Source organism: Rhodopseudomonas sp. BR0M22, from assembly GCF_010907035.1.
Taxonomy (GTDB): domain Bacteria; phylum Pseudomonadota; class Alphaproteobacteria; order Rhizobiales; family Xanthobacteraceae; genus Rhodopseudomonas.
This window is the reverse complement of record NZ_QUMK01000062.1, coordinates 1-13235: the sequence shown is the minus strand read 5'-3', so window position 1 is coordinate 13235 and position 13235 is coordinate 1. Positions and strand designations below refer to the sequence as shown.

General features: G+C 67.5%; 9 protein-coding genes. 5 read left to right on the top strand and 4 right to left on the bottom strand.

Features of this window, described 5'->3' with window-relative positions; translation table 11 throughout:
- Positions 1–24: 24 nt before the first annotated feature.
- The gene (gene paaG / locus DY468_RS18685; protein WP_164606285.1) at positions 25–810 is read right to left on the bottom strand and encodes a 2-(1,2-epoxy-1,2-dihydrophenyl)acetyl-CoA isomerase PaaG; all 786 of its coding nucleotides are present in this window, start codon (positions 808–810) and stop codon (positions 25–27) included.
- A gap of 151 nt (positions 811–961) precedes the next feature.
- Between paaG and paaZ the strand changes: the two genes are divergently transcribed.
- The 3 genes from paaZ to DY468_RS18670 all read left to right on the top strand — a co-directional run bounded on the left by paaZ (position 962) and on the right by DY468_RS18670 (position 5119).
- Positions 962–3001 (top strand): phenylacetic acid degradation bifunctional protein PaaZ, encoded by a 2040-nt coding sequence (paaZ, locus tag DY468_RS18680; RefSeq protein ID WP_164606284.1) that lies wholly within the window; start codon positions 962–964, stop codon positions 2999–3001.
- Positions 3002–3058: 57 nt separating this feature from the next.
- A complete protein-coding gene (locus DY468_RS18675) occupies positions 3059–4075 on the top strand; it encodes a quinone oxidoreductase family protein (protein WP_164606283.1) in 1017 nt (338 codons plus the stop codon).
- Positions 4076–4381: 306 nt separating this feature from the next.
- The gene (locus DY468_RS18670) at positions 4382–5119 is read left to right on the top strand and encodes a hypothetical protein (protein WP_164606282.1); all 738 of its coding nucleotides are present in this window, start codon (positions 4382–4384) and stop codon (positions 5117–5119) included.
- Between the two features lie 445 nt (positions 5120–5564).
- Here DY468_RS18670 and DY468_RS18665 read toward each other — a convergent pair whose 3' ends face one another.
- Positions 5565–6461, bottom strand: a complete 897-nt coding sequence (locus DY468_RS18665) for a LysR family transcriptional regulator (RefSeq protein WP_164606281.1) — start codon at positions 6459–6461, stop codon at positions 5565–5567.
- 105 nt (positions 6462–6566) lie between these two features.
- Between DY468_RS18665 and DY468_RS18660 the strand changes: the two genes are divergently transcribed.
- Complete coding sequence (locus DY468_RS18660) at positions 6567–8141, top strand: proton-conducting transporter transmembrane domain-containing protein (protein ID WP_164606280.1); 1575 nt, start codon at positions 6567–6569, stop codon at positions 8139–8141.
- A gap of 16 nt (positions 8142–8157) precedes the next feature.
- Positions 8158–10587 carry a DUF2309 domain-containing protein gene (locus DY468_RS18655; protein ID WP_164606279.1) on the top strand — a complete coding sequence of 810 codons (2430 nt, stop codon included), beginning with the start codon at positions 8158–8160 and terminating at the stop codon, positions 10585–10587.
- 183 nt (positions 10588–10770) lie between these two features.
- Here DY468_RS18655 and DY468_RS18650 read toward each other — a convergent pair whose 3' ends face one another.
- Both DY468_RS18650 and DY468_RS18645 read right to left on the bottom strand, forming a co-directional pair.
- Complete coding sequence (locus DY468_RS18650) at positions 10771–11733, bottom strand: fatty acid desaturase family protein (protein ID WP_164606278.1); 963 nt, start codon at positions 11731–11733, stop codon at positions 10771–10773.
- Positions 11734–11785: 52 nt separating this feature from the next.
- A complete protein-coding gene (locus DY468_RS18645) occupies positions 11786–13009 on the bottom strand; it encodes a bifunctional alpha/beta hydrolase/OsmC family protein (protein WP_164606277.1) in 1224 nt (407 codons plus the stop codon).
- Between the last annotated feature and the right edge of the window lie 226 nt (positions 13010–13235).

Below are 13235 nucleotides of genomic sequence, written 5' to 3'. Positions count from 1 at the left end.
CGGGCGAAAGCTCGTCCTGCACGGTCACGATGCTCTCCCGGTGAAGTTCGGCGCGCGTTTGCCGATGAAGGCGTCGACGCCTTCGGCATAGTCCGGCGTGCGGCCGGCCTTGCGTTGCAGGTCGCGTTCGAGGTCGAGTTGGGCGTCGAGTGTGTTGGTGGCCGCCGCCGCGAGCGCCTGCTTGATCAGCGCCAGCCCCTGCGTCGGCTGGGTGGCGAGATGCGCGGTCAGCTTTTCGGCTTCGCCGCGGAGCTGATCGTCGTCGACCGCGCGCCAGATCAGGCCCCAGTCCGCCGCGGTCTCGGCGCCGATCGGCTCGGCCAGCATCGCCAGCGCTTTGGCGCGGGCATCGCCGATCAGCCGGGGCAGAAACCAGGTGCCGCCGGAATCCGGCACCAATCCAATTTTGGCGAACGACTGGATGAACTTGGCCGAGCGCGCCGCCAGCACGATGTCGCAGCTAAGAGCGATATTGGCGCCGGCGCCGGCCGCGGTGCCGTTCACCGCGCACACCACCGGCTTGTCCAGCGCCCGGATGCGCCGCACCAGCGGATTGTAGAACTCCTCGATGGTGACGCCGAGATCGGGCGCAGCGCCCTCGGTCACCGCGACGTCGGCGAGATCCTGCCCGGCGCAGAAGCCGCGCCCGGCGCCGGTCAGCAGCACCGCGCGGCAGGCCGGATCGCGCGCCGCGTCGAGCGCTGCGGCCAGCGCACGGTGCATCGCCGCGTTGAACGAATTCAGCCGGTCCGGCCGGTTCAGCGTGATCACGCGCCACGCCCCCCGATCGTCGATCAGGACCTCGTCCACGTTTCTCTCCCTCACCGTATCGGGGCTTTTCAAAAGCCTCTTGAATTGAACGATCGGTCAGTCAATTATTAGCCCAAGCCAACATCGTGTCAACGGCCGGCGTGGAGGTCAAACCGCGCCGCGAACCGTGGGCCGCCACCGGGAGGACGCCATGACCATCACCCTGCAAAGCCTCGTCTGCGATCGCTGGGTGACGCCGGAGAGTGGTCTGGTCGAGATCGCAAGCGCGATCGACGGCCGCGCGGTGGCGCGCGCCTCCAGCGCGGGACTGGATTTCAAGGCGATGGTGGCGCACGCCCGTGACGTCGGCGGGCCGAATTTGCGCAAGCTGTCGTTTCATCAGCGCGCCGACATGTTGAACGCGCTCGGCGCGTATCTGACCGAGCGCAAGGAGCAGCTGTACGCGCTCGCCGCCGACACGGGCGCCAACCGCCGCGACAACGCGATCGATATCGACGGCGGCCTCGTCACGCTGGCGGCGTTTGCCTCGCGTGGCCGCCGCGAGCTGCCGGACACGCCGTTCATCACCGAGGGCGATGTCGAATCCTTATCGAAGCGCGGCAGCTTCGTCGGCCAGCACATCCTCGTGCCGCGCTGCGGCGTGGCGGTGCACGTCAACGCCTTCAACTTCCCGTGCTGGGGGCTGTTGGAAAAGCTGGCGCCGGCACTGCTCGCCGGCGTGCCGGTGATCGCCAAGCCGGCCACCGCGACCGCCTATGTGGCAGAGGCGTTGGTCAAGCTGATCGACGAATCCAAGCTGCTGCCGCCGGGCGCGCTGCAACTGATCTGCGGCGGCACCGGCGATCTGTTCGATCACCTGAGCGGTCAGGACGTGATCGCCTTCACCGGTTCGCTGGAAACTTCCGAGAAGCTGCAGGCGCATCCGAACGTCGCCCGCCACGCCATCCGCTTCATCGCCGAACGCGACTCGCTGAACGCCGCGACCCTCGGGCCGGACATCACGCCCGACGCGCCGGAATTCGATCTGTTCGTGCGCGAGATCGTGCGCGAGATGACCGCCAAGGCCGGGCAGAAGTGCACCGCGATCCGCCGCGTGCTGGTGCCGCGCGCGTTGGAGGCCGCGGTAATTGACGCATTGAAGGCAAAGCTCGCCGAGGTCAAGCTTGGCGATCCGCGCCGCGACGACAAGGCGATGGGCCCCTTGGTCAACCGCAGCCAGCGCGAGGCCGTGCGGGCGGCAATCGCGACGCTGCAGAGCGAAGCGGAGATCGTGTTCGGCGACCCGAACATCTGCGAAGCTGAGGGCATCGACACCAAGGCGGGCGCTTACCTGTCGCCGGTGCTGCTACGCGCGCGCGAGCCGATGCAGGCCAGGCACGTTCACGCCACCGAGGCGTTCGGGCCGGTCGCCACCGTGCTGGCCTATGACGATGTCGCCCAGGCGATCGAGCTGGTGGCGCGCGGCGAGGGTAGTTTGGTGGCATCGCTGCTCACCTATGACGATGCCGTTGCCGAGCAGATGATCCTCGGGCTGGCGCCGTTCCACGGCCGGCTCTTGATCGTCGATCGCGACGATGCGGCGGAATCCACCGGCCACGGCTCGCCGTTGCCGGCGCTGCTGCACGGGGGTCCGGGCCGGGCTGGTGGCGGCGAAGAACTCGGCGGCCTGCGCAGTGTGTATCACTACATGCAGCGCACCGCGATCCAGGCGTCGCCGCGGCGCCTGGCGGCACTCACCGGCACCTGGAGCCGCGGCGCGCCAGCGACCGCCGCGGAGGTGCATCCGTTCAAACTGAACTTCAACGAGCTGCGGATCGGTCAGAGCATCGAGACCGCGAGCCGGCCGATCACGCTGGACGACATCGAGCACTTCGCACATTTCACCGGCGACACCTTCTACGCCCACATGGACGAAGCCGCCGCCAAGGCGAACCCGTTCTTCCCCGGCCGCGTCGCCCACGGCTATCTGATCCTGGCATTCGCCGCCGGCCTGTTCGTCGATCCGGCGCCGGGCCCGCTGCTCGCCAATTACGGCCTCGACAATCTGCGCTTCCTGAAACCCGTCTCGCCCGACGACAGCATCAAGGTGAAGCTGACCGTGAAGCAGAAATCGCCGGCGCGCCGGCCGGAATATGGCGAAGTGCGCTGGGACGTCGAGGTCGTCAACCAGAACGGCGAGCCGGTCGCACGCTACGATCTACTGACGATGAGCGCGCGGCCCGCCGCATAGCGGCAGGCCGCGGAATCTGGCACAACGCGGCCCCGCTTCCTGCCGAGGTTTGCCACCATGACCGAATCTTCCGTTGCCGACGCGATGTCGATCGACGCGCGCTGCGTCCGCATCAACGCCAAAGCCGCCGACGTGGCCGCGATCGTGCCGACGATCGAGACGCTGCGGCTGGCGCGGCGCGGGGCTTCGGAGGTGTTGATCGAAGTGAAGGCGGCGGCGGTCAATCCGTCCGACGTCAAGGCCGCGACCGGGCTGATGCCCTACGCGGTGTTTCCGCGCACACCGGGCCGCGATTTCGCCGGCCGCGTCATCGATGGTCCGGCCGAATGGCTCGGCCGCGAGGTGTTCGGCTCGTCCGGCGATCTCGGCATCCGCCGCGACGGCACGCATGCGACGCATCTCGTCGTGGAAGCCGACGCGCTGGTCGAGAAGCCGGCGAGCGTGTCGTGGGAGGAGGCGGCGGGCATCGGCGTGCCGTTCGTCACCGCCGCCGAAGGTCTGCGCCGCGCCGCGCTCGCGGCCGGCGAGACGCTGGTGATCATGGGCATCAACGGCAAGGTCGGGCAGGCGGCCGCGCAGATCGCCACCTGGCGCGGCGCCAAGGTGATCGGCGTGGTGCGCAAGGCGGAGCCCTATGCGGGCCATGCCAGCGCGCCGGTTGAGATCATCGACTCGTCGTCCACCGACATCGCGGCCAAAGTGCGCGAACTCACCGGCGGCAAGGGCGCCGACGTGGTGTTCAACACCGTCGGCGATCCGTATTTCAAAGCAGCGAACCAGTGCCTAACGCTGCGCGGCCGTCAGATCCTGATCGCCGCGGTGCATCGCATCGTCGAGTTCGACATCCTCGCGTTCTATCGCGGCCAGCATACTTACGTCGGCATCGATACGTTGGCGTTCTCCTCGATCGCGACCGGTGAGGTGCTGCGCTCGCTCGGCGATGGCTTCGCCAGCGGGCATCTCGAGCCGTTCCCGATTCAGGCCAGTGCGATCTACCCGTTGGAGCAGGCGGAAGCGGCCTACCGCGCCGTCGCCAATTCGTCCCGCGACCGTGTGATCATCAAGCCCGCGTAGTTCTCTCAAGTGTCATTGCGAAAGACGCTCTGCCATCATCGCCCCGGACTTGCGCGGTGATGAGGAATGCGGATGCGCGCGGTGTCTGTCAGCGGGCCAGCCCCGCTGGCACGTCCAGATATGGCGGTGGAGAGGTCGCATCGAGCCGAATCCAAAGGCGAGAGTGAACGTCCGCAACGTCACCCGGCGCCCTTGCATCTGTCCGCTTATTATACCGGCTTCAGAACAGGAACTTCGCTTGTTCAAGGATAGTTGAGGTTTCGCAGGAGAGGTACGAGGTTCGATCATCACCGGAGGGCTCTGTCCATGCTGGACAAGGTGAGCTGCGCCGATCTCGCGTTGCTGAGTACCCAGGCACTCAAGACCCGACTGTTGCAACTGGTTGAAGGCCAGGACGACAGGCGGCTGAGCGAAAAGCTCGCACTGCTGGACGGCACGCTCGCGCCCTATATCGACGAGCTGACGCGGCGCAATCCGTATCCGCGCGCCGAGGATCAGGTCGCGCCGGTGATCGGGGTGTGGACGCCGGTGTGGTCGACCATCCCGTTTCACCATGCGCTGCCGGGCCGGATTCCCTCGCAATCCTACCAGATCTTCCGGGATCGCGGCTTCTACGCCAACGTCGCGCACCATGCGCCGGGCCATCAGAACGCGCTGCTGCACCGGCTCACGCCGCTCGGCCTCGCCTGCAATCTGATGCTGGTGCAGCGGTTCGAAGTCGCGGACGGACGCTGGCTGATCGAGAATATCGGCATCGAAGTCGCGCGCGGCCGCCGCGACAAGGGCCTCAGCATCGACGATGCCGAAGCCTGGTTCGATTCCGTGCTCGCGCAAAAGCTCGATCGCGCCGACGCTCCGAACGCCACCCTGGGCGCTCCCGATCTCAGCGGCCTCGACGCGGCGTCTGCGAAACGGCTGGCGAAGTCGTTCCAGGCCAAGCCGATGATGGAGAACATCTACCTCGACGACGATCTGCGCCTGATCCGAAGCCAGCGCGAGGCCGCGCAGCGGCCGTCCTACACGATCGGCGTCCGGCGGCGTTGACGGGCCGGCCGCGGCCGGTGTCGCCTCGTCGCGCGACAAAGCGATGATCGGTCCGAACGCGCAGCTTCGCCATGTCATCAGTCAGGATTTCGTTCCGTCGTTCCGAGGCGCGAGCGCCGGCTCGCGAACCCCGCCCCCCGAGCTGGTCCGCCGCCGTCGTTGATCTGCGGAGCAGGCTTTTCCGCCGCCCACAGATAGGCCGGACCGGGCGACCCGTTATTCCAGAGCAGCGACGCTGCGCGCGAGGATAGCAACGTACTCGCCTGCGAACACGACCGCTCGCCCTCGGTCTCCCGAACTTAAGTCAGTGGTCCGGTGTAGCAATCATTGCCGCTCCGCGCTCGCTGGTAGCCGGTTTCGGGCGGGAGCGGACGTTGGCCGGCAAGGATCGCTTCCGAGATGGCAGGAAATGCCACATGGCAGATCTGCACGGCCATCTCACGTGTCATGTCGGTCCGACGCCCCATTTTTCTTTTCGGTGAATCAGTTCAGCGACCAGCGGATTGGGAAAGCGCCGTTCGATCGTGACGGCATAAAAGGTCTCCGCGAGCCCCGGCAGTTTGTGGGCCTCGACTAAGCGGCCCGCTGCGATTTCGTCCCGGACGACGATCGGCGGCAGCACCGCCAAGCCGAGATCCTCGCGGGCGAGCAGTCGCATCATCGCCATGTCTTCGACCTCGGCGGCGATCTGCGGCCGAACGCCGAGCCGATTTGCAAGTGCGTCGAAACCGATGCGGATGCCGCTGTCCGCCGTCGGCACGATCAGCGGATGCTGCCGTAGTCGCTCGATCAGGCTGCCCTTCTTCCGAAGACGGGCGCGCGTGCCGACCAGGCTGACGGCCTGTTCGGCCAGGCGGTGGGCGACGAAGCGTGTCAGCTTGTCACGCGCCGGGGCGTGGTTGATCAGGACGACGTCGAGGCTCAGATCCTCGAGCGACTGCAACAGCTCCGCGGTGCTTCCAGAACGCAGGATCAACTCGACATTGGCGCGGCCGAGCAACGGCCGCAGAAACGCCATCTGAAAGTTGCGCGACAACGTCGCCAGCGCTCCGACGCGCAGCGCCTGCCGCGCGATGCCGGCGTCGCGAAGCGTGCCGATCAGCTCGTCGCCGGTCGCGATGATCGCATCGGCGTGATCGAGGGCGATGCGGCCCGCCTCGGTCAGATGCAATTGGCGGCCGCGGCGTTCGAACAGCGGATGACCGAGCTCCTGCTCTAGCTTGCGGATCTGAACAGACAGCGCCGATTGCGTGAGATTCAGTCGCTGTGCGGTCCGCGTCAGGTTGCCGTCGTGGGCGACGGCCCAGAAGTAACGCAGGTGATTGAAATTCAGCTGGATCATATCGTTCGATAATAGCGAACGATATCTCGAAAACAATGCATTTTATTCGCGATGACGCCGCGGCTATGCGGAGGGCGGACGTTCTGTCATTCCCGGAGGAAGCCCGTGCCGCTCGATTTTCTGCCTCTCGCAGCCCCTCTGCTACTCGTCGCCGCCGCCTGCAGGGCCGGGCTTGCTGCCCCGCACCGGCCTCGCCCGACCGCCGTCCTGGCCGAGGTCGCGGCCGGGCTGGCGTTGCTGATCGCGATTGCCTCCCTGGCGCTTCTGATCGGCCGCGGCCCGTCGACGAGCCCGCTGATCGGCGTGGCGGGTGTCGGCCTTTCGGCGCGCATCGACGTCGTCAGCGTCGCCATGCTGATGCTGGTTGCGTTCATCGGCTGGATCGTGGTGCGGTTTTCTCGCAGCTATCTCGATGGCGAGCCGCGTCACGGCGCGTTCACCGCCTGGCTGTGCGCGACGCTGGCGGCGGTGCTGCTGCTGGTGCAGGCCGGCAACCTGGCCCAGTTGATCGTGAGCTGGATTGCCGTCAGCTTGAGTCTGCACCGCCTGCTGCTGTTCTATCCGGAGCGTGTTACGGCGCAGCGCGCGGCGGGCAAGAAGCGGCTGTTCTCCAATATCGGCGCGGTCGCGCTCGTGGCCGCGACCGCCCTGCTGATCGTCGACTTCGGGTCGAGCGACATTGCCAGCATCAACGCCGCGGCGCGGGCCGGTGGCGAGCTCGGCGCGACAGGCGTCGCCGCGGCGGCGCTGCTCGCGCTTGCCGCGCTGCTGAAATCGGCCCAGTTTCCAACTCACGGCTGGCTCACCGAGGTGATGGAAGCGCCGACGCCGGTGTCGGCGCTGCTCCACGCCGGCGTAGTCAACGGCGGTGGCTTTCTGCTGATCCGGTTCGCCGATGTAGTGGTGATGGCGCCGGGCGTGCTTGCCGTGCTGATTATCGTCGGCGGCTTCACCGCTCTGTTCGGCGCGGTGGTGATGCTGACGCAGCCGGCGGTGAAGACGTCGCTGGCCTGGTCGACCGTGGCGCAGATGGGGTTCATGATCCTGGAATGCGGCCTCGGGCTGTTTCCGCTGGCGCTGCTGCACGTCGTGGCGCATTCGCTGTACAAGGCGCACGCTTTTCTCACCTCGGGCGGCGCCGTCGGCCGGGTCGCGGCGATCCGTCGGCCGGGGCCGGTGGCGGTGCCGAACGGCGTCGCGGTCGCCCGCGCCTTCCTGGCCGCGCTGGCCCTGTACGTCGCGATCGGCGTCGGTTTCGATCTGGCACTCGGCGCCGCGCATAAACCACCGCAATCCTGGGCGCTGGGTGCGATCCTGATCTTCGGCGTGGCCTATCTGCTCGCCCAGGGGCTGGCAGACGCTGCACCGCGTGTGCTGACGCGAAAGACCAGTGCCTACGCGGCGGCCGCCGGCCTTGGTTACTTCACGCTGCAGAGCGCGGCGGAATGGCTCTCGGCCGGTACGCTGCCGCCGACCCCGACGCCGGCGCGGCTGGAATGGACGCTGATTGCGCTGACCGTGCTGAGCTTCGGCACCGTCGCCATCGCGCAGGCCCTGTTGCCGCTGTGGTCGGCACATCCCGCCGCCGCCGGCCTCCGGGTTCACCTCGCGAACGGCCTTTATCTCAACGCAGCCCTCGATCGGGCGCTCGGCGGCTGGTCCGCCCGGCAGCCGTCGTAAATCTCAGGAGGAGCCCATGCTGATGATCGCCCCGCAGATTTCGTCGACCGACGACGAACTGGTCCTCGCCGCGGCCGATCGCGCCGCCCGCGCCATCCCGCCGCTCTGGCCGCTGACTTCGAGCGTCGCCGTCAATCCGTTTCTCGGTCAGACCGGTGAGCCGCTGGCCGTGGCCGCAGCACGGTGGCGGCGTGCGGCCGGCGCCAGCCTGACCATGCCGCGCGCCTGGTACCTCGAACGCATCGACCGCGGTGAGATCGCCGACGATGATCTCACGGCCGCGCTCGAAGCGGCGCCGCCGGCGATGCGGCCCGCGACATTGGCTGATCTGAAGCGCGCCGCGCGGGCGCCCGCGGCGCCGGTCGTGGCGCTGCCGACGGTCGCCGAGCTGGCCAGTGCCGCCTCGGGCCTCGACTGGACGGGCTTCGTCGCCGAGAGGATCGGACATTGGGCGGCGGGCTATTTCGACGAAGGCCAGGCGCTGTGGGCGGCCCCGAACGCAACCTCCGCCTATCAGGCCTGGCGCCTTGTCGCCACCCACGACCTGACCCCGGAGATCTTCGGGCTCGCAGGTTTTGCGTCACGCGTGGCAGCGGCGCCGTCCTCGTCCGCCGAAACTCTGGTCGGCGCGGCAAACTCCCTCGGCCTGGGCGGTGATGCCCTGGAGAGCTATTTCCACCGGCTGTTGACCGGACTTTCCGGCTGGTCGCAGTTCGCGCGCTACCGGCTGTGGCAGGCCGAACTCGGCGGCGGCTCCGACGCGGCGCTCACCGACCTGCTCGCCATCCGGCTGATCTGGGAGGAGGCGCTGCTCCGGAACTACGCAGCGGCCATCGAACCGGCTTGGCGGCAAGCTGCGGCGGCATTCGCTGATCCGGTCCAGCCGACCGCCGACGAATATATCGACGCGATCCTTCAGGAGGCCGCCGAGCGCGCGAGCCAGCGGCGGCTTCAGGCCGAGCTGCTTCGGCAACCCGTGGTGTCCATTGCCGAGCGCCCGGCGATGCAGGCGGCGTTCTGCATCGATGTGAGGTCGGAGGTTTTCCGGCGGGCGCTGGAGAGCCTCGACTCCGGCATCGAGACGATGGGCTTCGGCGGCTTCTTCGGTCTCAGGATCGCGCATCGCGCGTTTGCTTCGGACGTCGTCGAGAACCGGTTTCCGGTGCTGATGACGCCGGGCGCCTTCACCTGCACCGGCACGGACGCCGGCGCGCTTGCGCGCAACGACGCCGCGGCGCGGCTCGCCGCGCGCGCCAAACGCGCATGGGGACGGTTCAAGCTCGCCGCAATCTCGTCCTTCGCCTTTGTCGAGGCCACCGGACCGGTCTATGTCGGCAAGCTGATGTGGGATGGGCTCGGGTTCGACGAGCCCGCCGCGCCGGACGAGGCTGCGCCGCGGTTCGATCCGGCGCCCGACCTCGCCGTCCGCATCGATACCGCCGAGACTGTGCTGAGGGCGATGTCGCTGACCGGTCCGTTCGCTCGGCTGGTTCTGATCGCAGGCCACGGCGCCGGGGTCCTCAACAATCCGCATGCCAGCGCGCTTGCCTGCGGTGCCTGCGGCGGCCATTCCGGCGACGTCAACGCTCGACTGCTCGCCGCGCTGCTCAACGACCGCGAGGTGCGGGCCGGGCTTGCCGGGCGGGACATCAGGATCCCGGTCGATACCTGGTTCGTCGCTGCTCTCCACGACACCGTCACCGACCGGGTCACGCTGTACGACGCCGACGCGCCTTCGCCAGCGCATCGGGTCGATCTGGACCGGGCCAAAGCATGGCTCGCCGCTGCCGGCACTCTGGCGCGGAGCGAGCGGTCGCTCCGCCTGCCGCGGGCCTCGAGCGGTGATGAAGTCGCGCGGCGCGCGCGCGACTGGGCCGAGGTGCGGCCGGAATGGGCGCTCGCCGGCTGTCAGGCCTTCCTCGCCGCGCCCCGGGAGCTGACCAGGGGCTGCAATTTCGAGGGCCGGGTGTTTCTGCACGACTATGACTACGCCAAGGATGAAAAGCTGGGTGTTCTGGAGCTGATCCTGACTGCGCCGGTCGTGGTCGCGAGCTGGATCAGTCTGCAGTCCTACGGCTCGACCGTCGCACCGGCGGTCCTGGGCGCGGGAAACAAACTGCTTCACAACGTCACCGGCGGCATCGGCGTCGTCGAAGGCAATGGCGGCCTGCTCCGCGCCGGGCTCCCGTGGCAGTCGGTGCATGACGGCACCCGCTTGACCCACGATCCGCTGCGGCTGTCGGTTCTGATCGCGGCGCCACGTGAGGCGATCGCGACCGTGCTCGCTCGTCATCCGGAGGTCAGAGCGCTGTTCGACAACAAATGGCTGCACCTGTTCGCGCTCGACGAGCGTGGCCGGATGGCGTGGCGCTATGCCGGGGGGCTCGATTGGCAAGCCATCGAGAGCGCCGACACAGCGGCCGGGCCGGCCGCCGCGCCGCAGTGAAACGCCCTCGGCCGCGATCCAGCCTGTCCTTGTCTGCGAACGCAGCCGCCGCCCGCATCCGCAAATGCGGAGTACTGGATTCCCCGTATGCGCGGGGATGACGACGGAGGAATGGGTGATGAAGGACGCGACGGGTGACGACGAAGAGCCGCCCGGCGTTGATCCGAGCAGCAGCCGCGCGAGCTACTCCGCCGCCATCGCGCGTGGCTTCGTTGTCGCCAGCTTCAGCACGTCGCGATACGACGGCGCCACTGTGACACGGCCGATCAGGCCCTTCTGCTGCAGCAGCCGGTGCGCTTCCGGCAGATTGTAGCAGGGAAGGTACATGAACAGATGATGCTCGGCGTGGTAGTTGACCCAATACGGCGCGATCAGCGCGCGCTCCAGCGGATTGGCCAGCGTGGTGCGGGCCTGGCTGAACGGATCGGCCCCGGTCGAGGTGCAGGCGTGTTCGGCGATGTTGCGCACCCGCGTCACCAGCGGCAGCCAGGTCGCCATCGCCACCAGCCAGACGCCGACGTACCAGATGCCGGCACCGGCCAGCCAGAACAGCGCCAGCAGCACCGCGTTGGCGGCGAGGAAGCGCTGGGTGCGCGCCTTGCCGCTGGCGACGAAGCTGTCGTGCTTCGGCGCGCCGCTGTCCACCGGCGCGAACAGCGCTTTCAGCGCCGGCAACCGCTGCTTGACGAAGGTCTGTCCGGTGAGATCGCGGATCGCCTTGCGGGCGAAGCTCTCCTTGCTGATCGGGAACGGCGCCGACAGCACCAGATCGGGATCCTCGGGCTGCTGGGTGAATTTGTGATGCTGCAAATGATAGCGCCGATACGCCGGCAGATCGGCGCCGACCGGCACTGCGCATAGCCATTGCCCGATCCTCTCGTTCAGCTTGGGATTGCGGTGTAGTCCGCCATGCGCCGCCTCGTGCATCAGGATGGCGAGACCGAGCTGCCTGGTGCCGACGATCATCACCGCGATCAGCCAGGTCAGCGGGTTCGGCCAGATCGTCACCAGCGCCACGGCGAGAGCGATACAGCCCCAGGCATGCGCCACCAGCCACAGGCCGCGAGCCGAGCTGCGATGCGTCAGCCGCGCCCATTCGTCGGCGGAGAAAATCGTCTTCGGATCGATCCGCGCCACGGCCGGCATCGCCGCCTCCCTGATTTTGTTTGTCGCAGTGTCGGGGAAGCGGCCGGCAGCGTCAATCGACGCTACGCGTGATGATGCTGACTTCCGAGGTGAGGGTGCGGTGCACCGGGCACTTGTCGGCGATCTCGATCAGTTTGGCGCGCTGCTCGGCCGACAGGTCACCCTCGATGCCGATCACCCGCTCGATGCGGTCGAGCAGGCCGACCTTGGTTTCGCATTCGGCGCAATCCTCGGCGTGGATCTTGGCATGGCTCAGCGTCACCGTGACGCGATCGAGCGGCAGCGCCTTGCGTTCGGCATAGAGCCGCATCGTCATCGAGGTGCAGGCGCCGAGCGCGGACAGCAAGAGATCGTAGGGCCCCGGACCGCTGTCGCGGCCGCCGACGTTGGCGGGCTCGTCAGCCAGCAGCCGATGCGGTCCGACGCTGATCTGCTGCTGGAATTTGCCGTCGCCGGTTTCCTGCACGGTGACGAGGCGTGGCACTTCCGGCGCACCGGCGGTTGGGGCCGGCGGTTCGGCATCAATGTAGCGCTGCGCCCAGGCGGCGATCACGCCGGCCGCGTAATTCGCGTCGCGACGATCGCTCAGCAGATGGTCGGCGTGATCGAGCGACACGAAGCTCTTCGGATGCTTCGCCGCGAGGAAGATCTTGGTGGCGTTGTCGATGCCGACGGTGTCGTCGGTCGGCGCGTGCAGGATCAGCAGCGCTTTGTGCAGCTTGGCGATTTCAGCCATCAGATTGTGTTCGGCGATATCGTCGAGAAACGCGCGCTTGATCGTGAAAGGCCGGCCGGCGAGGGAGACATCGACGCTGCCTTCGCTGCGGATCGTTTCGACCTGATCGGCAAACAGTCCGGTGACGTGCGACGGATCGGACGGCGCCGCAATCGTTGCGATCGCCTTCGCTTCAGGGATTTGTGCTGCAGCCGCCAGCACCGCCGCGCCGCCGAGGCTATGGCCGATCAGCAGCGACGGGGCTTGATGCGTCGACCGCAGATGATCGGCTGCCAGAACCAGATCGGCGACGTTGGATGAAAACGTGGCGTTCTCGAACTCTCCCTCGCTGGCGCCCAATCCGGTGAAGTCGAACCGCAGCACCGCGATGCCGCGCGCCGCCAGCGCCGCCGAGATCCGCCGCGCCGCCAAGTTGTCCTTGCTGCAGGTGAAGCAATGCGCGAACAGCGCATAGGCGAGCGGCTGCGCATCCGGCAGATCAAGCGCCGCTGCAAGCTGATGCCCGCCGCTGCCTGGAAATTGGAAACGTTCGGTGGGCATCTTAAGTACTCCTAGTGTCTCTTCGTCATTGCGAGGAGCGAAGCGACGAAGCAATCCGCTTCAGTGCACGAGGCTGGATTGCTTCGCTTCGCTCGCAATTGTGCATGTTCAACAATTCGGTGATCGAATCCACCCATCAGGGAGGCTTCGATGCGCGACAACAGCTTCGATCGGACGATTGAAAGAAACTACATCCAGAAGTGGCGTTTTCTGATCGCTGAGTACG

Bases quoted from the DNA above. Each gene is read 5' to 3' on its own strand.
- DY468_RS18650 (WP_164606278.1), bottom strand. From the start codon at position 11,733: ATGCCGGCCGTGGCGCGGATCGATCCGAAGACGATTTTCTCCGCCGAC.
- DY468_RS18655 (WP_164606279.1), top strand. From the start codon at position 8,158: ATGCTGATGATCGCCCCGCAGATTTCGTCGACCGACGACGAACTGGTC.
- DY468_RS18665 (WP_164606281.1), bottom strand. From the start codon at position 6,461: ATGATCCAGCTGAATTTCAATCACCTGCGTTACTTCTGGGCCGTCGCC.
- paaZ (WP_164606284.1), top strand. From the start codon at position 962: ATGACCATCACCCTGCAAAGCCTCGTCTGCGATCGCTGGGTGACGCCG.
- DY468_RS18675 (WP_164606283.1), top strand. From the start codon at position 3,059: ATGACCGAATCTTCCGTTGCCGACGCGATGTCGATCGACGCGCGCTGC.
- DY468_RS18645 (WP_164606277.1), bottom strand. From the start codon at position 13,009: ATGCCCACCGAACGTTTCCAATTTCCAGGCAGCGGCGGGCATCAGCTT.
- DY468_RS18670 (WP_164606282.1), top strand. From the start codon at position 4,382: ATGCTGGACAAGGTGAGCTGCGCCGATCTCGCGTTGCTGAGTACCCAG.